This window comes from Thalassovita sp. (assembly GCF_965218685.1).
In the GTDB taxonomy this organism is placed as follows: domain Bacteria; phylum Pseudomonadota; class Alphaproteobacteria; order Rhodobacterales; family Rhodobacteraceae; genus Thalassobius.
On the sequence record NZ_OZ244657.1, the window covers coordinates 2,612,927 to 2,632,844 of the forward strand.

General features: G+C 59.5%; 16 protein-coding genes. 8 read left to right on the plus strand and 8 right to left on the minus strand.

The features are described from left to right. Window positions 1-2: 2 nt before the first annotated feature. Window positions 3-2,798, minus strand: coding sequence for a bifunctional [glutamine synthetase] adenylyltransferase/[glutamine synthetase]-adenylyl-L-tyrosine phosphorylase (locus ACOQOQ_RS12955; protein ID WP_420567404.1), 2,796 nt, complete (start codon window positions 2,796-2,798; stop codon window positions 3-5). Between the two features lie 84 nt (window positions 2,799-2,882). Here ACOQOQ_RS12955 and ACOQOQ_RS12960 point away from each other — a divergent pair, with 84 nt between their 5' ends. From ACOQOQ_RS12960 to ACOQOQ_RS12975, 4 genes are all read left to right on the plus strand, one after another. Then, window positions 2,883-3,347 (plus strand): YbaK/EbsC family protein, encoded by a 465-nt coding sequence (locus tag ACOQOQ_RS12960; RefSeq protein ID WP_420567405.1) that lies wholly within the window; start codon window positions 2,883-2,885, stop codon window positions 3,345-3,347. A 113-nt stretch (window positions 3,348-3,460) separates the two neighbouring features. Next, on the plus strand, window positions 3,461-3,892 hold the full coding sequence (locus tag ACOQOQ_RS12965) for a DUF2852 domain-containing protein (protein WP_420567406.1): 432 nt from the start codon (window positions 3,461-3,463) through the stop codon (window positions 3,890-3,892). 62 nt (window positions 3,893-3,954) lie between these two features. Next, window positions 3,955-4,398 carry an RDD family protein gene (locus ACOQOQ_RS12970; protein WP_420567407.1) on the plus strand — a complete coding sequence of 148 codons (444 nt, stop codon included), beginning with the start codon at window positions 3,955-3,957 and terminating at the stop codon, window positions 4,396-4,398. A gap of 88 nt (window positions 4,399-4,486) precedes the next feature. Beyond that, a complete protein-coding gene (locus ACOQOQ_RS12975) occupies window positions 4,487-5,302 on the plus strand; it encodes an arginyltransferase (RefSeq protein ID WP_420567408.1) in 816 nt (271 codons plus the stop codon). Window positions 5,303-5,373: 71 nt separating this feature from the next. On the opposite strand, the gene ACOQOQ_RS12980 is transcribed toward ACOQOQ_RS12975, so the two are convergent. From ACOQOQ_RS12980 to ACOQOQ_RS12990, 3 genes are all read right to left on the minus strand, one after another. Further along, window positions 5,374-7,728 (minus strand): TRAP transporter large permease, encoded by a 2,355-nt coding sequence (locus tag ACOQOQ_RS12980; RefSeq protein ID WP_420567409.1) that lies wholly within the window; start codon window positions 7,726-7,728, stop codon window positions 5,374-5,376. Window positions 7,729-7,745: 17 nt separating this feature from the next. Then, on the minus strand, window positions 7,746-8,672 hold the full coding sequence (locus tag ACOQOQ_RS12985) for a TRAP transporter small permease subunit (protein WP_420567410.1): 927 nt from the start codon (window positions 8,670-8,672) through the stop codon (window positions 7,746-7,748). Between the two features lie 117 nt (window positions 8,673-8,789). After that, a complete protein-coding gene (locus ACOQOQ_RS12990; RefSeq protein WP_420567411.1) occupies window positions 8,790-9,875 on the minus strand; it encodes a TRAP transporter substrate-binding protein in 1,086 nt (361 codons plus the stop codon). Between the two features lie 246 nt (window positions 9,876-10,121). Here ACOQOQ_RS12990 and ACOQOQ_RS12995 point away from each other — a divergent pair, with 246 nt between their 5' ends. Beyond that, window positions 10,122-11,549, plus strand: a complete 1,428-nt coding sequence (locus tag ACOQOQ_RS12995; protein ID WP_420567412.1) for a cache domain-containing protein — start codon at window positions 10,122-10,124, stop codon at window positions 11,547-11,549. Next, the gene (locus tag ACOQOQ_RS13000; protein ID WP_420567413.1) at window positions 11,546-12,190 is read left to right on the plus strand and encodes a response regulator transcription factor; all 645 of its coding nucleotides are present in this window, start codon (window positions 11,546-11,548) and stop codon (window positions 12,188-12,190) included. Before ACOQOQ_RS12995 ends, ACOQOQ_RS13000 begins: the two co-directional genes overlap by 4 nt. A 122-nt stretch (window positions 12,191-12,312) precedes the next feature. Here the strand turns inward: ACOQOQ_RS13000 and ACOQOQ_RS13005 are convergent, their stop codons facing one another. Next, the gene (locus ACOQOQ_RS13005) at window positions 12,313-14,184 is read right to left on the minus strand and encodes a PhoX family protein (RefSeq protein ID WP_420567414.1); all 1,872 of its coding nucleotides are present in this window, start codon (window positions 14,182-14,184) and stop codon (window positions 12,313-12,315) included. A gap of 479 nt (window positions 14,185-14,663) precedes the next feature. On the opposite strand from ACOQOQ_RS13005, the gene ACOQOQ_RS13010 reads away from it, so the two are divergent. After that, complete coding sequence (locus ACOQOQ_RS13010) at window positions 14,664-16,418, plus strand: acetolactate synthase 3 large subunit (protein WP_420567415.1); 1,755 nt, start codon at window positions 14,664-14,666, stop codon at window positions 16,416-16,418. A gap of 61 nt (window positions 16,419-16,479) precedes the next feature. Continuing rightward, a complete protein-coding gene (gene ilvN, locus ACOQOQ_RS13015) occupies window positions 16,480-17,040 on the plus strand; it encodes an acetolactate synthase small subunit (protein ID WP_420567416.1) in 561 nt (186 codons plus the stop codon). A gap of 56 nt (window positions 17,041-17,096) precedes the next feature. Here the strand turns inward: ilvN and ACOQOQ_RS13020 are convergent, their stop codons facing one another. The 3 genes from ACOQOQ_RS13020 to ACOQOQ_RS13030 form a co-directional block, all read right to left on the minus strand. Beyond that, the gene (locus ACOQOQ_RS13020) at window positions 17,097-17,501 is read right to left on the minus strand and encodes a c-type cytochrome (RefSeq protein ID WP_420567417.1); all 405 of its coding nucleotides are present in this window, start codon (window positions 17,499-17,501) and stop codon (window positions 17,097-17,099) included. 120 nt (window positions 17,502-17,621) lie between these two features. Next, window positions 17,622-18,398: a DUF2189 domain-containing protein gene (locus tag ACOQOQ_RS13025; protein WP_420567418.1), complete on the minus strand. Its 777-nt coding sequence runs from the start codon at window positions 18,396-18,398 to the stop codon at window positions 17,622-17,624. Between the two features lie 70 nt (window positions 18,399-18,468). Further along, window positions 18,469-19,884 carry an amidase gene (locus ACOQOQ_RS13030; protein WP_420567419.1) on the minus strand — a complete coding sequence of 472 codons (1,416 nt, stop codon included), beginning with the start codon at window positions 19,882-19,884 and terminating at the stop codon, window positions 18,469-18,471. Window positions 19,885-19,918 lie beyond the last annotated feature (34 nt).

Genomic DNA, 19,918 nt, shown 5'->3' on the forward strand with positions numbered 1-19,918 from the left:
CGTCATTCCTGAACTTCTGGGGTGAAATCACGGGCCAACACGTTTTTCACCACCTCTTCGGCCGCCGAAACCGCCTGAGACAGCGCATCGCTTAGCGCATCAATACTGTCAAATCCGGTTTCACGCAAAAGCATCTGGCGACCACCTTCGCCAACGGCCCCAGGATCCAGCGGTTTGGTTGTCAACAACTTCGAGACAAGCTGCACCTGCCAGCACAGATCATAGGCACGGATCAGTACATCTGCTTCGGGTTCAGAGAGGAACCCACATCGCGCTGAATGCGCAATCGCACCGTGGATCGTGTGGCCGTCAAAGCTGGTCAGCAAGGCGCCTGTTTGGGCCAAAAGCTCGATATCCTGCAGCCGACCCGGTCCGATCTTGGCGTCCCATATCCCATTTGGGGACTTCGCGTCAGCGATCCGCTGACGCATATCGGCCACGTCCTGCAATAACTTGGGCACGTCTTGCGGCATCGCCAGGACCTCGGCGCGCACGTCCAGAACCTCGCCTGCCACGACGGATTCGCCCGCGACGGGACGCGCGCGCGTCAGTGCAAGGTGTTCCCATGTCCAGGCTTGGGTTTTCTGGTATTCGCGGAACGCACCAAGACTAACCGCGACAGGCCCCTGTGTACCCGACGGACGCAGCCGCAGATCGATCTCGTACAGCCGCCCTTCGGCCATCAACGCGGTGACCGACGTGACCATCGCCTGTGTCAGACGCGCATAGTAGGCGCGCGTTGCCAGAGGACGTCGGCCCTCGGAATAGTCAACGCCTGCAGAATCATAGATGACGATCAGGTCCAGGTCGGAGACCGCGTTGATGCGCCCTGCCCCAAGCGATCCCATGCCCAGCAACATTGCGCCACGCCCCGGTTGGTCCCCGTGTTTTTCTGCGAAGTTTTCCACCACGACCGGCCACAAGGCCGCCAACGCCGCCTGCGCCAGATCCGCATATTCGCGCGAGGCCCGATCCGCATCGGTCAGCCCGCGCAGGTGGTGCACACCGATGCGGAAATGCCATTCCTTCGCCCAGCGGCGAGCCATGTCCAGTTTGCGTTCGTAATCGGGTTCATCCGCAAGGCGGGCGGACAGCTCTTGCGTCAGGGCCTGAGCGCCGGGCCAATCGGCGAAAAACGCCCCGCCAATCACCGCATCAAACACCGAGGCATTGCGCGAAAGGTGTGCCGACAACGCCGGCGAGGTCCCCGCGATGTCGATCAACAGATCCACCAGCTGCGGGTTCGCTTCGAGCAGTGAGAATACTTGCACGCCCGCGGGCAGCCCGGAAAGGAACCCATCCAGTGCGTGCAGGGTCTCGGCCGGTTTGGAGGTTGCCTGAACGCGGCGCAGCAACTCGGGGCGCAGGCGCTTGAAAATTTCGACTGCGCGCTCGGAACGCATCGCGGGATAGCTTTGCCACCGCTGCAGAATCTCCGAGTCCAGCTCTTCGCCGACCTCTGGTTCTGGTGCGGCGGTACCGGGGGCAAAAAAACCCTCGGTCACTTCGTGAACCTCTTCCAGGCGGGCGGTCAGCTCGGCCTTCAGGGCATCCGTGTCGGTGCCCATGAAACAGGCCAGCCGGTCAAAGCCTTCGTCGGATTTGGGCAACTGGTGCGTTTGGGCGTCGTTGATCATCTGCAGGCGATGTTCAACCTCGCGGTGATAGCGGTAGTGCCGGGTCAGGGTTTCGGCGGCATCCTCGGGGATCCACCCCTTGGAAGCCAGCGCGGCCAGCCCGGGCACGGTTGCGCGCATCCGCAGCTCGGGATCGCGCCCGCCGGCAATCAACTGGCGGGTCTGAGTGAAAAACTCGATCTCGCGAATGCCGCCCTGCCCCAACTTCATGTTGTGGTCAAAGAGGCTAAGCTTGCGGCCTGTGCCCTTATGTTCGCGAATACGCAGTCGCATGTCATGGGCGTCCTGGATCGCCGCAAAATCCAGATGCTTGCGCCACACGAACGGCCGCAGGCTTTCCAGGAACCGCTCGCCAGCCGCGATATCCCCGGCGGCGGCGCGGGCCTTGATATAGGCGGCGCGTTCCCAGGTACGCCCGACGGATTCATAATATGCCTCGGCAGCAGCCATGGCCATGCAGACCGGCGTCACCGAGGGGTCCGGCCGCAGGCGCAGGTCCGTGCGGAACACATAGCCGTCTGCCGTGACATCGTTCAGCAAAGAGCTCATCTTGCGGGTGGCGCGGATCAGGGAGGCGCGGACTTCGAAATAATCATCGGGGTCGTAACGGGTTTCGTCGAACAGGCAAATCAGGTCGATATCCGAGGAATAGTTCAGCTCGAATGCGCCGCCCTTGCCCATAGAAAGCGCCACCAGACCAGCGGCCGTGGGAATGTCATCTTCGGTGGCACCGGGCAGTTTCTTACGCTTGATCTCGGCTGCGACGGCGGATTTCATCGCCACGTCACAGGCCAGATCGGCCAGACGGGACAGCGCACCGGTAACATCCTCCAGCTGCCAGACCCCGGCCAGATCGCACAGCGCGGTCAGCAGGGCGACCCGCCGTTTTGCCTGTCGTAATCCGGCCGCCAGATTATCGGGGGCCATCGCGCGGATATCATCAAAGACACCCTCAAGGGCCTGCTCGGGATCGTCCAACGCCTCGGGCAGCCATGCGGCTTCTTTCTCCATCAGGCGTTTCAGATAGGGGCTGCAGCCGGCGGTGCCTGCGATCACCTCGGTCACTTCAGGCGCAAAATCCGGGAATAGCGTCAGCGCCTCGGCACCGCGATCGGGATCAAAAGGACGGGGCGAGCGGGTTAGTCGTGCAGCGAAACTCATGGCCGCAAGATGCGCCCGCTTGGGGGGCTGGTCAACAGGTCAAAGTCAGTAAATAGTGCGACCATTCGCAGGAAAGAGAACACCATGAGCAAGAGCCTGAAGCGCGTGGCCCGCGCGCTGGAAGATCTGGGTATCGAGACCGAGATAAAGGAACTGGGGCTGGCCCGTACGGCGCAGCAGGCCGCAGACGTTGCCGGGTGCCATCTGGACCAGATCGCCAAGTCCATGATTTTTCGCGGAGAGGTCTCGGGTCAGGCGATCCTGTTCCTGACGGCAGGTGGCAACCAGGTGGATACCGACAAGGCCAGCGCTGTCGCGGGCGAACCTTTGGGTAAGGCGGATGCGGCGCTGATCCGCAAGCAGACCGGCTTTGCCATCGGGGGCGTTGCCCCCATCGGGCACCTGAACCCGATCCGCGCCTTTGTTGATCCTCGCTTGCTGGAATTTCCCACGATCTGGGCTGCGGCGGGCACTCCGCATCATGTATTCGAGATGAAATCCGCCCTTTTGCCGGAAATAACCGGTGGGCAAACCATTGATTTCTCCTAACAAACCAAAATAATGTAAAAAACATTCACATAGACCCTTGCGCAAAGCCTCGTGAGCACCGATCTGTTGTAATGTGAAAAGCATTCACATCGTTAAACAACAAGGAGACGCTGATGACACCCGCCGCCGCTTATACCGCACCGACCGCCCCTCGAATGGGTTGGCTTTCGCGCGCCGAGGCCTGGCTGGACAGCAAGGGGAAAGGCGCCTGGATCGCTGCGATGGTCCTGGGGTTTGTCTTCTTCTGGCCCGTCGGTCTGGCCCTTCTCTTTTACATGATCTGGAGCAAGCAAATGTTTGGCAAGAACTGCACACGCCGCAACCCTATGACCCGTCACGGCTTCTCGGCCATGAAATCTTCGGGCAACAGCGCTTTTGACGCCTATAAGGCCGAAACCCTGCGCCGTCTGGAAGAAGAACAAGACCAGTTCGAATCCTTCCTGCAGCGTCTGCGTGATGCCAAGGACCAGGCCGAGTTCGACCAGTTCATGGAAGACCGGGCCCGCCGCGCCGCTGAAGAACCCGAAGCGCGCGAAGACGCATAAGACACCGAACGGCCCGGAGAGATCCGGGCCTTCCCTTTCTCATTTCAACCGGACCTAAAGATATGACCGCGTGGCAATTGCCTGACCCCCAGACCCAGCCAGAATTTTACGACGACGTGCCGATGAAGCGCCTGTTCGCATTCATCATCGATTCGGTTCTGATCGCGGTGATCACCGTGGCGATCCTGCCGTTGACGGCCTTCACCGGCATCTTCTTTTTCGGCTTTCTGATGGCCATCGTGGGCTTTGTTTACCGGGTGATAACGCTTGCCGCTGGATCGGCCACTCCGGGGATGCGTCTGCTTGCGATCGAGTTCCGCGCCGCAGATGGCAGCCGCTTTGGACTTGGCCAGGCCTTCCTGCATACCGTTGGCCTGTGCGTGTCCTTTGCCTTTATGCCTATCCAGATCGGCTCGATCATCCTGATGGCCACCACCGAGCGCGGCCAGGGCGTGACCGACTATGTCATGGGCTCGGTTGCGATCAACCGCGCGGCACGTTTCTGACACACCTATTAAGCGGGTTTTTCACCCCCCCTTGGCGCATCGGCAAATGATTGTTATCTTTCCGTCAGTTGAATGATTTTCTGACCCGATGCGCCATACGTTACCCCTTGCTCCTCAGTTTTATGTGACCGCTCCGCAGCCTTGCCCGTATCTGGCCGGCCGGATGGAACGGAAATTGTTTACCGCGTTGCAGGGCCAAGGGGCCAAGCAGCTGAATGACAGCCTGTCCAAGCAAGGGTTTCGACGCTCGCAAAATGTGCTGTACCGGCCGTCCTGTACCGACTGCACCGCTTGCCTGTCAGCGCGGGTCCGCGTCGATGCGTTCAGCCCCAGCCGCACGCAGCGCCGGGTTCTCAAGCGAAACAGCTATCTGACACGCCGGGCCACGTCGCCTTGGGCCACCGAAGAACAATTCGACCTGTTCCGCACCTATCTGGACGCGCGCCATGCAGATGGCGGTATGGCTGACATGGACGTGTTCGAGTTCGCAGCCATGGTCGAGGAAACCCCGATCCGCACCCGTGTGATCGAATACACCGACGCCGCCACCGGAGAGCTGATTGCAGTATGCCTGACCGACATCCTGGATGACGGTGTCAGCATGGTCTATTCCTTCTACGACCCCGAGCGCGAGCGTGACAGTCTGGGCACCTACATCATCCTTGATCATATCGAAATCGCCCGCGAGGCTGGCCTGCCCTTTGTCTATCTGGGCTACTGGGTGCCCGGCAGCCCCAAGATGGGATACAAGGCGCGCTTCAAGGGGATTGAGCTGTTCTCGAAAGGTCAATGGGAGCCTATGCGCCCCGAAGAGGATTACGAATCCGAACTGCATCCGGCCTCGACTGATCCGATTGCCGAACAGGTGGCCAATATCTCGTTGCCTGATCTGCGCGACCACTAGGCACCAAATGAAAAGCACCAAATGAAAAAGCCGCCCCGAAGGGCGGCTTTCTTGTTTTCCGGATCCCGTTCTTAGTTCGGGATCAGCGCCGGAACGATGGTCACGATCGAGGGGAAGAACCACAGGATCGCCAGCCCCACCACCTGGATCAACACGAAGGGAATGATCCCGCGATAGATATGGCCCGTCGTCACACTGGCCGGGGCCACGCCGCGCAGATAGAACAGCGCGAACCCAAACGGCGGTGTCAGGAACGAGGTCTGCAGGTTCACCGCGATCATGATCGTCACCCATTTCGGATCAAAGGTACCGCCATAGATGACGGGCCCCACGATCGGGATCACGATGTAGATGATCTCGAGGAAGTCCAGCACAAAGCCCAGGATGAACAGCACCAGCATCACGATCAGGAAGACCGTGAACTCGTTGTCAAAGGACTTCAGGAACTGCTGGATATAGTGCTCACCCCCGAACGAGATCACCACCAGGTTCAGCAACTGCGACCCGATCAGGATGGTAAACACCATCGAGGTCACCTTAGCCGTTTCGCGCACGATGGGGCTTAGCACCCCGCCCGCGAACAAGACCCAGGCCGCATAGACCAGACCAAAGGCCGCGAACAGGAACGCGCCATAGGCAACGAAGAACCCAACCCAGCTTTCAAAGCTGACATCGGCGTTGTTGATGCGCAGATCAAAGTTCATGCCCACAAGCAGCATCAGCACCACGGCGCCAGTTGCCCACAGGATGATCTTGCCGGATTTGCCCTGGTCCTGAAGCTTGCGATAAGCCGCCAGCATAACCGCACCACCGGCACCCAGTGCCGCAGCGGGCGTTGGGTTGGTGATACCGCCAAGGATCGAGCCCAGCACCGCGACGATCAGAACCAGCGGCGGGAACACCACGCGGATCAGCTCGTTCTTGGCGCAGCGCATGGCGGCGTGTTTGCAGCCATACAGGGCAATCACCAGCGGAATAAGCATCAGCACCACCGAGACCCCGGACGAGGTCGTCGGCTTGATCAGCACCATATCCACCAAAGTCAGCAGAAGCAGTCCAATCGCGCCAACAATCAGCGGTTTGGGATCTGCCGACGGCGAAACGCCGCGTCCGAAGATCAAGGTCAGGCCCAGCAAGATGATGATCGTGGCAATTCCGGTCCCGATTGGGGCGGCATCGGCGATCTTCTGTTCTTGCAGGTCGGCCATTTGCTCGTCGGTCAGGCGTTCTGCCTGAGCGACGCCGCCAGCTGCATCGATGGCTTTCTGTTCGGCAACAGCAGCATCCCATTTTTCCTGGCCGTGCAGCTCGATCATCGAGGCTTTACAGTCATCGGAAACATTGGTCCGCAGGCTGGCGGTTTGACCCGCATCCGAGAAGCCCGACACCGAAATGTCCTGGCTGCCCACGATATTCACCTGCCCCAGCAGCATCACACCCGCGATCAGCGCGACCGGCAGACCAACGAACCAGGTAAAGCCCTCACCTTTGCTGATTGGCTCGTCGCTGGTTGCGCCCAGTTCCACTGCAGGAGCCTTGGACGGGTTGAACATCGCATAGCCAAACGCGTACAGCGCATAAAGCAGCGCCAGCATGATCCCCGGCAGCATCGCCGCCTGGAACAGTGTACCCACAGACACAACGGCCGGCTCGCCCAGGTAGGTCAGCGCATCCGAACAGCCCGCCGTGACAGCACGGCTTTCTTGCGCGGTGGAATACAGGTCCCCAGCCAGCGTGCCCAGCAGAACGATCACGATGGACGGCGGAATGATCTGCCCCAACGTACCCGACGCGGCAATCACACCGGTCGACAGTTCCGGGCTATAGCCGTTGCGCAACATGGTGGGCAGGCTCAGCAGGCCCATGGTGACCACAGTGGCCCCCACGATCCCAGTCGAGGCCGCAAGGAAGGCGCCCACAACCACAACCGACACGGCCAGACCGCCCGGCAGCGGACCAAAGACGCGCGCCATGGTGGTCAGCAGATCATTTGCGATCTTGGAGCGTTCCAGCGTGATGCCCATCAGGACGAACATCAGCACCGCCAGCAGGGTTTCAATGGACTGGCCCGCCAGCACACGTTCGTTCATGCGGTTCACAATGAACGAGATGTTGCGATCCAGCGCGGTTTCCCAGCCTTGCGGGAAAACCGAAATCGCCTCGCGTGGCAAGTCCGGATATCGGAATATCGAGATCGTGTCAGACTTGATCCCGGCATTCACCAGATCGCGATACGCCGCCGAGGACGTATCAATGGCTTGGTGAATTAGAATGCCCGAGCTGTCCAGAGCGGCGATGATCCCGAAAGAGATGACACCGGCCCCACCGATGGCGAACGCCACCGGAAACCCGGAAAGGATGCCTCCAAAGAGGCAGAGAAAGACGATGATCAGGCCGACCTCGACCCCATCTAGACCGAATAGCATATCTGCATGCCCCTTATTTAATGCGTGCCTTCATAGGCTTCTTCACCTTCGCCAAGCGAATCCTTGTCCAGGTGCTTGCCGATGCTTTCCTCGCCTTCGATGAATTCCAGGAAAGAGCGGTAGAAGAAGGCCACGGCGTGAATGAACACCATTGCGGCAAAGCCGATCAGAAGGATCTTGAACAGGAAGTACCCGTTGAACCCGTTGGGCGAGAACCCGATGGTTTCCACGTTCCAGCGCAGGGCGCGGGATTTCATGACCAAACGCTCAAGCGTATCCGATGCCGAAGGTTTCGGCACGATCAGGTGGCGCCACATGAAGTACCAGCCATACATCCAGACCAGCACCGCCATCGGCATCATGAACAAAAGCGAGCCCAGCATGTCCACTACGCGCTTGGCGCGGTGCGAAATGCCGGAATAGACCAGATCAACGCGCACATGCCCGCCCTGCACAAAGGTGTAGGTGGCGCACAGGCACACGACCATGGCGTTATAAAGCTTCAGCTCTTCTGCGAACCAACTGATGTCCATCTGCAGAGGAATGCCGAAGCCAAAGGACATGTCCGGCCGGGCAAAGACGCGTTGCATGAACACGATGATGATCTGCTGAAATACCATCAGCAGACCCGCCCAGGCAAAGAACCGGCCTACGGTGTTTGCAAATCCCTCAAATCCCCGAACCATGCCCCACATGAAGCCACGGAAATACAGCCCGACAGCCGTCAGGACCAAGAACAGTGTGAAGATGACAAAGAAAAACTCGACCGACCCGCCGTAGTAGACAAAGCGCATGATCGAGGCTTTGTCTGACCAGTCCAACCACAACTGCGGATGGGTTACGGCATAGCCGAAGTTGTAAAAGGCAAGTCCGATATTCTGAATGACCCACCAGAGCCCGTCAAACAGGGCACCAATGGCGGATGCGCCACTTTCTTCCTGCATGTATCCCCCGGAATGTTGCTTGCCGCCGCCTGACGCCGTTTCGGGTTTCTGTGGCCTGGCAAGTGAAAAGCGATCCCCCGCGTGGGCGGGGGATCAGATTAGCGTCTAACGTCTGGATTAACCCAGGACGCGGCCACGCTGAGCGGTATAGGCGCCCGACGATTTTTCCAGCCAAGCGGCCGACGATTTCATCGATGCCATAGCGCTGTCGTGGATTTTCTTGAACAGCTCGTCGCTCATGTTCTCGGCCAGAACTTCTTGCGAAGCTTTGCCGAACGCATCCCAGACGCTGTCGGGGAATTCCATGACCTTCACGCCACCAGCCTGCAGACGCTGCAGGGCGGCACCATTGTTGGCCAGGAACTGCGACAGGTTCCACTGGTGAGTTTCGGCACAGGCGACCTCGATGATCTTCTGGTGCGCCGGCGACAGGCCTTCGAACACGTCGCGGTTGGTGGCAACCGACAGACCTGCACCCGGTTCGTGGAAGCCAGCGGTATAGTAGGTCTTGGTGATTTCCTGGAAACCAGCCTTTTCGTCCGCCCAGGGGCCGATCCATTCGGTGCCATCAATCGCACCCGAGGACAGCGCCTGATACACTTCAGAGCCCGGAATGTTCTGAACCGATGCGCCCAGCTTGCCCAGGGCTTTACCGCCCAGACCGGGCATACGGAACTTCAGACCGTTGAAATCTTCGGGGCTGTTGATCTCTTTCGAGAACCAGCCACCAGCTTGCGCGCCGGTGTTGCCTGCCAGGAACGACTTGAGGCCAAAGATCTGACCCAGTTCGTCATGCAGCTCCATGCCGCCGTCCTGGTAGTACCAGTTCACCAGTTCCTGTGCGGTCATACCGAAGGGAACTGCAGTAAAGAACGCATAACCCGGGTGCTGACCGACAAAGTAGTAGTCAGCGCCGTGGTACATGTCTGCCTGGCCCGACGATACGGCGTCGAACACTTCGAAAGCACCAACCAGCTCGCCGGCGGCCTTGATGTCTACGGTCAGGTTGCCGTCGGACATGGCGGTGATGTTGTCAGCGGTACGCTGCGCTGCGTCGAACACGCCAGCCAGACCGCGGCCCCAGGTGGTGACCATGGTCAGGGTGCGCTTACCCTGCGCATAAGCCGGAGCGGCCAGAGCAGTGGTCGAAGCGGCAGCAGCGCCACCCAGAGCAGACGTTTTCAAAAAAGAGCGACGATCCATTATGTATCCTCCCAGATAGTTTTCAGTCCGCCCCTTGGACGGACGGATCGTTTGAAGTTTGGTCAGGTTAGCTATCCAATTACGGATGTGAATACCTAGTTCTACGTAGAACGCCGCATTTTTTGCCACTTATTACGCGTGGACAGCTTTAAACGAGAGAATCGCAAAGATCATTTGACAGCTAATTTTCGCGCTGATCCGGAACCACTTTGCTTTTGGGGCCAAGTTCTCGTATCGATTCGGGGCATGAATTGGCTACGCCGCATCCTACGCCCGTCTTACGCTCAGAAACTGTTCCTTCTGGCGACGCTTCCGCTTGTTTTGTCGGTGGTGATGATCGCCCTTCTGGTATCGCATCAGTCACGGGCCTTCGCCGAGCGCGAAATCCAGGCGCTGGAACAGCGCATGCTTGACGCCAAGAAAGAAGAGCTGCGCAACTATGTCACCCAGGCGCGCAACGGATTTTACCACATCTATGGTCAGGCCGCGCCCGATGATGAGGATGCCAAAGAGCGGGTCTCGCAGATTCTGGCGGCAATGATCTATGGCACGGACGGTTTCTTTTTCGTCTACGATTATGATGGCACCAACCTTGTCAGTCCGCGCCAGACCGATTTCATCGGTAAAAACTGGGCCGGTCTGAAAGACAGCGCCGGCACCCCAGTGGTGGATCGTTTCATCGATCTTGCCAAGCAGGGCGCCGGGTATCACCAGTTCTTGTGGGAAAAGCCCTCGACCGGACAAGAGGCGCAGATGGTAACATATGTGCTGGGCCTTCAGGATTGGCGTTGGGCGATCGGAACGGGGGTCTTCATCGATGACGTGAAAGCCTCGGTCGCGGCGGCCCGGGCCGAGGTCGAACAGCGCGTCGAGCGTACGCTTTACAATATTGGCGTCATAACCTTTGCAGCGCTGATGGTGGTGTTCGTCTCGGGCATGGCGCTGAACATCCGCGAGCGAATGCTGGCTGACGCCAAGCTCAAAGAGCTGACCCAGCGGGTGTTCGACGCCCAGGAAGAAGAGCGCGGCCGCGTCGCCCGTGAACTGCACGACGGCATCAGCCAGATCCTTGTGGGGGTACGTTACGCACTGGACACCGCACGTCGGCGCCTTTCGCCCGAACAGGACGAGCGCGGGCTGCAAATGCTGGACCGTGGGATCTCGCATCTGTCGGGCGCCATCCAAGAGGTCCGCCGCATCAGCCGCGACCTGCGCCCCGGTGTGCTGGACGACCTTGGCCTTGGCCCCGCCGTGAAATCGCTGACCCAGGACTTCAGCACCCGCACGGGTATAGAAACCTCGTTCACCACTGTTGTTTTCCGCAACCGTCTGGATCAGGAAAGCAAGATCGCCCTGTACCGGATCGCGCAGGAGGCCCTTACAAATGTAGAACGTCACGCAGGGGCTACCGAGGTTTCCGTGGACCTGCGCGGACATCGCACTGGCGCGACGCTGAGAATCTGGGATAATGGCCGCGGAATATCGCAATCCACACAAGAGGATGGCGGAAAGGGAGGAATGGGCTTGCGCAACATGCAAGAGCGTATGGAACAGCTTGATGGCACACTGACCATCACTTCAGGGCGCAATGGCACGTTGATCGAGGCCAAGGTTCCCCTATCGCACATGCTGTCGCCGGAAGACCTGGAAACGACGAAAAAGGCTGCTGAATGAGCGGACCCGTGAAAATCGTGATCGTGGACGACCATCCCATGGTGGCCGAGGGAATTCAGGCGGTGCTGGAATCCTATGATGATTTCGAGGTTCTGGCCGCTTTGCGCACCGGTCGCGAGATCGTGGACCAGGTGGACAGCCTGCGCCCAGACGTGATCCTGATGGACCTGAATATGCCCGAAATCGGTGGACTGACCGCAACAGAGATGATCTTGGAGCAGCGCCCGGAAACGCGGATTCTGATCCTTTCGATGCATGACAGCCCCGAATATATCTCGTCCGCGCTTAGCCACGGCGCCAAGGGATACGTGCTGAAGGATGTTCCCACCGAAGAAATCAAAACCGCGATCGATACGGTGATGCGCGGCGAGCGGTATCTGTGCACGGGCGCCAAGGGATCACTGCAACCCGAAGGGGACGAGCAGCGCGAACAGCTGACCGGGCGCGAACAGACGGTGCTGTTGCAACTGGCGCAGGGCAAGTCCAACAAAGAGGTCGCTCTGGTGTTGGATATCTCGGTGCGGACGGTGGAGACACATCGCAAGAATATCAAACGGAAGCTGGGGATATCCTCGACTGCGGGTTTGACACGCTATGCTTTGGAACATGGTGTGCTGCAGGGGACAGGCGTAAGTCTTTAGCAGTCTTGATCCGAAGGAGCGCGCCCTGACGGGCGCGCACTGGATATCTCGGCATTCGGCCTGGGCGGCCTGCTGCCTCGGGGAAAGGGGACGCTGACGCGCCCCCTGCCCTTGCCGATCGGTTAGCCGATCATTTCGCCATCTTTGCGCCAGACGGACACGACCGAGGAACGGGGCTTGCCGTTGCCATCGGGCCACTGACCGCCGGGGTGCTGCACGCCGACGAAGGCCACTTTCTTGTCCGCCGACCAGCACAGGCCGGTCACTTCGGCGCCTTTGGGGACGGTCATGAAGCGGGCGATTTCACCGGTTTCAGGGTTGCCCACCAGCATCTGGTTGTTACCCATGCCGGCAAACTCGCCCTCGTTCTTGTCATTGCCATCGGTCTGGATCCACAGCATCCCGTCGGACGAGAACGCCATGCCATCAGGCGAGTTGAACATGTTGCCTTCGTTGACGTTCGCCGAGCCAGCATAGGCGTTGTTGTAGACGGTCGGGTTTCCGGCCATCACATACAGATCCCAGGTGAAGCTGTCCGACGCGTGGTTTTCATCCGCCGGGGTCCAGCGCACGATCTGACCGTAGTTGTTGGTCTCACGCGGGTTGGGGCCGTTGACGGAGATGTCGTCGCCGCCTTTGTTGGGCTTCTTGCCGCGGTTCTTGTTGTTGGTCAGGGCGCAGTAAGCCTCGACCTTCAGCGGGTTGGCGGCAACCCATTCGGGGCGGTCCATGGTGGTGCCTTTGACAGCCGAGGCGCCCATGCGGGTGAAGGCCAGGATCTCAGCGGCGGACATGCCGGTGGTTTCCGGGGTCAGCGCCAGCCATTCGCCGGTCTGGTCGTCGTTGAACTTGGCCACATACAGCGTGCCGTCGTCCAGCAGGCCTTCGGTGCTGCCACCTTCGACATAGGTGCCGTTCGAGACATAGCGGTACAGGTATTCGCCGCGCTCGTCATCGCCCATATAGACCACGATACGGCCGTCTTTGGCGTGAACCATTTCGGCGTTCTCGTGCTTGAAACGGCCCAAGGCGGTGCGTTTCACCGGGGTGCTGGTGGGATCAGTGGGGTCGATCTCGGTGATGAAACCGTGGCGGTGGGGTTCGTTCGGCTCGTTCGAGATGTCATAGCGCGGGTCGAACTTTTCATAGGCATAGCGGCCTTCACCACCGATACCGTAGCGCTTGTAGCCGTCACCTACGGGCATCTCGCCGGTTGCGCCGAAGTAGCCGTTGAAGTTTTCTTCGCAGGTCAGGTAGGTGCCCCACAGAGTCTTGCCCGAGCCACAGTTGTTCATGGTGCCCAGAACGGTGCGGCCTTCGGGGTCAGCCTTGGTTTTCACCAGGTCGTGACCTGCCAGAGGGCCTGCCAGCATCATTTCGGTGTCGTGAGTGATGCGGCGGTTATAGGGGCTGTCGACGACAACTTCATAGCCGTTTCCGTTGTCGGCCACTTCCATCACGGTCACGCCCTGAAGGTTCTTCAGCAACTTGACCTCGTCAGCGCTGCGCGGGGTGCCTTCGGCATCGGCGGGCAGGTTCAGCTTGGGGCGCACATATTCCGAGTTCACGGCGATCAGCTGTTTGCCGTCCACTTCGAACAGCTCCATCCCGTCGGTGTTTTCGCCGAAAACCTTGTCCGACATGTCAACCGAAACGCCGGTCTCGGGCGAATAGGCGTCCTTGGCTTCGCTGAACAGCGCGTCGCCCCAGCGGGTCAGGACCTTCCAGTCGTAACCTTCGGGCACGTGGATGTCGTAATCGGTGGCGATGTCGATGGGCTGGAACTTGAAGCCCTTGGTCATGGCTGCGGCACTGTCGAACAGACCCGAGCCGAACACGGCGGCACCGGACCCAAAGGCCAGAGCGCCACCCAGGAAACCGCGACGCGAGATCGCGCGGTCTACGACGGCGTCAAAGCCGTTCTCCTCGGGGCGCGGGTCGCGCATTTCGTCAAATTCATCCCAGGACAGGTCGCTGCTGTCGTGCTTTTGCATGGCTAGCCTCTTTAATAGCTATGAAAGAAGGTGTTCGCGCCTTGAGGGTCAAAGCGTCCGTCCTGAGAATTCGATGTTTTTCGTGACATAGGTGTAAACAAAACATGAAAGCTGTCTGACAGCGCGAGATTTCGCCACCTGTCGTGGCGTCACCCTGCGAAAATGCCTGAAGATTCTGCCCGAATCCGGGCGCGAAATTCCGAAAATTTCACTCGATACCGCGCGTGACGCAACTTTTGCAAAGATTTTAGGGCAGAAATGTTCGCAAAGACCGCATTTTCGCTGTTGACGCTACTTCCCTGCGCTCCTAATGTCGCGCTCGCACGAAGGAGCCTTTTGATGACAACGCTAGTCGTAATCGTAGGTAAATGGCGCATGGGCCGGTAACGGACACCATAACGGTACCCCATGCGCCCCCGATTAAACATCGGGGGCTTTTCTTTGGCACATACAGTGACGTCGTAAACGGAGCAAACAAGATGACACGTCAAATGACCGGAGCGAAAATGGTAGTTCAAGCCCTCAAGGATCAGGGCGTGGACGTCGTATTCGGATATCCCGGGGGCGCTGTGCTACCGATTTACGACGAGATTTTTCAGCAAAATGACATCCGTCACATTTTGGTTCGCCACGAACAAGGCGCCGTGCACGCAGCTGAGGGCTATGCCCGCTCGACCGGCAAACCCGGCTGTGTTCTGGTGACCTCGGGGCCCGGTGCCACCAACGCGGTGACCGGCCTGACCGATGCTTTGCTGGACTCGATCCCGATCGTGGTTCTGACCGGCCAGGTGCCGACGTTCATGATCGGCTCGGATGCTTTCCAAGAGGCGGACACCGTCGGCATCACCCGGTCCTGCACCAAGCATAACTGGCTGGTGAAGGAAACCGACGAGCTGTCGGCCACCCTGCACGAGGCGTTTCACGTTGCCACCTCGGGCCGTCCCGGTCCGGTGCTGATCGACATTCCCAAGGACGTGCAGTTCGCCACTGGTGAATACAACGCCCCGCAGAAGGTTTCGACCAGTCGCTATCAGCCGCAAGTCAAGGGCGACATGGAATCGATCAACGAACTGGTCGCTGCCATGGAAACCGCCAAAAAGCCCGTCTTCTATACAGGCGGCGGCGTGATCAACTCGGGCAACGCCGCGTGCCAATTGCTGCGCGAACTGGTCGAGCAGACCGGTTTCCCTATCACCAGCACATTGATGGGTCTGGGCGCCTATCCGGCCTCGGGTGACAAATGGCTGGGGATGCTGGGCATGCATGGCCTGTACGAAGCGAACATGGCGATGCACGATTGCGATCTGATGATCAACATCGGCGCGCGTTTCGACGACCGGATCACCGGCCGCATCGATGCCTTCAGCCCGGACTCGGTCAAAGCGCATATCGACATTGATCCGTCCTCGATCAACAAGGTGATCCGCGTGGACATCCCGATTGTCGGCGATGTTGGCCACGTGCTGGAAGACATCCTGAAGGTCTGGAAGGCCCGCGGTCGCAAGACCGACAAGGCCGCGCTGAGCGAATGGTGGAAACAGCTGGACGCGTGGCGCTCGGTGAAATGCCTGACCTACAACGGGTCGGACAAGATCATCAAACCGCAATACGCGCTGGAACGTCTTGAGGCCCTGACCAAGGACCATGACCGCTATGTCACTACCGAGGTGGGCCAGCACCAGATGTGGGCCGCGCAGTTCCTGGGCTTTGAAGATCCCAACCGCTGGATGACCTCGGGCGGACTGGGCACCATGGGCTATGGCTTCCCGGCTTCGATCGGTGTGCAGATGGCGCATCCTGAAAGTCTGGTGATCAACGTCGCAGGCGAGGCCAGCTGGCTGATGAACATGCAGGAAATGGGCACCGCGGTGCAGTTCCGCCTGCCGGTGAAACAGTTCATTCTGAACAACGAACGTCTGGGCATGGTTCGCCAGTGGCAGGAACTGCTGCATGGCGAGCGGTACTCGCATTCGTGGTCCGAAGCCCTGCCCGATTTCGTCAAGCTGGCCGAGGCGTTCGGCGCCAAGGGCATCTATTGCGACAACCCCGATGATCTGGATGACGCCATCCTTGAGATGATCAACTATGACGGGCCGGTGATCTTTGATTGCCTGGTGGAAAAGCACGAAAACTGCTTCCCCATGATCCCGTCGGGCGCGCCGCATAACGAGATGCTGATGGGCGATGCCAACACCCAAGACGCCATCGGCAACACCGGCGCGGTTCTGGTGTGATGAGCCCTGGGGGCACCACCCTGCCCCCGGCCCCTGAAGGATAGAAAAGAAGAGAAACGACATGTCTGCTCTGCAAATCAAAAAAGGCTCGACCAAGCATTCCGCATATAACCTGCGGCCCAATTTTTCCGATGTTATCGAAAAGCACACCCTGGCTGTCATCGTCGACAACGAGGCGGGGGTTCTAGCCCGCGTTATCGGGCTATTTGGCGCGCGCGGTTATAACATCGACAGCCTGACCGTGGCCGAGATTGATCACGCGGGCCATCGCTCGCGCATCACCATCGTCACCACCGGCACTCCGCAGGTGATCGAACAGATCAAGGCGCAGCTGGGTCGTATCGTGCCCGTGCACGAGGTTCACGACCTGACCGTCGAAGGCCACGCCGTGGAGCGCGAGCTGGCGCTGATCAAGGTTCAGGGAGCCTCGGAAAAACGGGTCGAAGCACTGCGCCTGGCCGACATTTTCCGTGCCAACGCGGTGGACAGCACGCTGGAAAGCTTTGTCTTCGAGATCACCGGCACGCCCGAGAAAATCGACGCCTTTGCCGACCTGATGCGCCCGCTGGGCCTGGTCGAAATTGCGCGCACAGGCGTGGCAGCGCTGTCGCGCGGTCTGTAAGAAAACGTCTAAATCGACAATCCAAGGGCCGGTCTGCACCGGCCCTTTTCTTTTGCCTATTTCTGCAGGCTTTCCAGATAGTAAGCCACCGACAGGATCTTGCCACGCGTGTAAAGTGGCCCCCCGTACGGACCAGTATCCGAGGCCTCGTCGTCGAAGATTGCACCGTACACGGGCATCGGGCCACCATGGCCCCGCAACCCAGTGCGCCCGTCGATGATGTGGATCACCTGAAGCATGGGAAATACGCCATCGTTCCGGGCGGTCATGCCGGTCAGATCGGGCACGGCTGCTGTGATCATCTCGGTCATCGGACCAGCTCCGTCGCCAGACATACCGTGACACGTCGCGCAATATTGCTGGAACGTGGTCTGTCCGGGATCGGCCATTTCATCGGCCGAAGTGATCGAGGCCATGCCAACAAAGGCAAAAGCCGTCAGTACAGATAGTTTTGGTCGCATATTCTTTCCTTCTCCTCCTAAGGTCAGAAAGACGCGGCACGTTTAATCAAAGACACCGAAAAAAACATTCCGCGTCCCTGATATGATATCCCGCCATGGAAAGAGCCTCGTTGACCTAGGTCAATCCTGCGACGAGGACAAAAGCCGGTACAGATGCCATGTTGCATGCCCCAGCAACGGCAAGACAATAAACAGCCCCAGGAACGCCGGCAGCATCGCAACGAAAGTAATCACCGCGATGAAAAACGCCCAGATCAGCATGGGCACCAAGTTCTGCGCCACGGTCTGAAAGCTGGTGATCATGGCGGTGACAAAGTCCACCTCGCGGTCCAGAAGCATGGGCAGGCTCAGGACGGTGATCATGAACAATAGCAGCGCAAACAAAGCCCCGACCACGGTGCCAACCCCCAGCATCATCAGGCCATTGCCGGTCAGGTAGACCTCGAACGAGGTGGACACGTTGGTCATCGTGCTAAGCCCCAGGAACAGCGCAAAGATCATATGGGCAATGAAGAACCAGAACAGGAACATGAAGATCACAATCGCGCAGATCGACGGAAGCTGGCGCTTGGACTGCATCAGAACCACGCCAAAAATCTTGTAGATATCCATGGCGCGACCCTGCTCGAGCCGGCGAGAGACCTCGTAAAGGCCCACGGCCGCGAAAGGCCCGATCAGGGGAAAGCCGACTGCGGCAAAGACCAACCAATAGCTTTTACCCGTGGCCAGGGTGATCCACGCAAAGATCAGACCCAAACCCACGTAGAAAGAGGCGAACACCAACCCGAATACCGGGGCACGTTTCATGTCCGACCAACCACGGCGCAGGGCCTCTTTCAGCATGCCGAGACTCACCTGCCCCATCTGCGGCGCACCATGTTCCAATTCGTACGGCATACACTCCTCCCAAAGCGATACATTCTTATTTTTGAGTATGGGACCGGGTTTTACCCTCGAAATCAAGCGCTCAGGGCTGGCGTGGGGGCATTTTCTGCGGCCAGAGCGTCGCCTGATGATAGGCTTGGCCCAAATGCAGGACGGTATTGTCCGCTCGGGCGGCCCCGATCAGCTGCATCCCCATGGGCAGGCCGTTCACTCCAAAACCCACCGGAACCGAAAGTGCGGGCAATCCGATCAGGCTGGCGGGCACGACCACCTCCATCCAGCGATGATAAGTATCCATTGGCTGGCCGTTGATCCGGGTGGGATGAATGTCATCGACGGGGAACGGCCAGACCTGCGCCGTGGGCAGCACCACCGCATCAAATTGCTCGAACATCACGGCCGCAGCGCGGAACCATTCTGAACGCAGCGCGCTGGCCCGTTGCACCTGCATGGCGCTGAGGGCCAGACCATTCTCGATCTCCCATATTGCGGCGGGTTTCAGTTGGGCGCGGGTCTTTTCCTGCCGGTACAGCGGTTCCAGCTTGGCAGCCACCGCGAACCAGCGCAGCACCTGCCAGCTGTCCCAGATCTTGGACGCAGGAAAGGGCGGTGCCAGATGCTCGACTACTGCCCCAAGATCTCGGAACACCTGCAGGGCAGCATCGCACCGCTGCACGATTCCGTCCTCCATTGGATAGGCCCCGCCCCAATCGGCCAGCCACCCGATCCGCATCCCTTGAATGGGCGCATCAAGCCCCCGAGACACGTTATTATGGGCCACACCAAAGGGCTGCACCGGATCGCGTCCGGCCTGCACCTCAAGCAGCGCAGCGATATCAGCCGGCGAGCGTCCCATAGGCCCGTTCGTGGCCAGCGGATGCAGGTACATATCCCCCGTAGGTTCGTTCGGAATGCGGCCCCAGGTCGGGCGCAGACCATAGACATTGCACCACGCTGCCGGATTGCGCAGGCTGCCCATCATGTCCGATCCGTCTGCGATCGCCAGCATCCGCGTGGCCAGCGCTGCCGCTGCCCCACCCGAGGACCCACCCGCACTGCGCCCCGGATCATAGGGGTTCACCGTCGCCCCATGCACCGGGTTGAAGGTATGACTGCCCAGACCAAACTCGGGCACATTGGTCTTGCCGATGATCAACGCTCCGGCAGCGCGCATCCGGGCGACATACAGATCATCCGCCTGCGCCACCTGCCCCGCAAAAACCGGCGAGCCCATCGAGGTTTCCAGCCCCTGTGCATTGGCCAAGTCCTTGATCGCGACGGGTATCCCGTGCAGCCAGCCCATTCGCTTGGCGTTGTCCGCCTTTGCTGCCAGGGCAAGCGCCTGATCGGGGTCAATCGCGCTTACGATGGCATTCACCCGCGGGTTCCACGCCGTGATTTGGGCCAGTGTGGCTTGCATCAGCTCGACCGCGCTCAGCTCTTTGCGAGCCAGCATCCCCGACAGGCTTAACGCGTCATGTTCCAGTAAATCGCCCATTTGCCCTCCCACGCAAAACGGGCAGAGGTCGCCC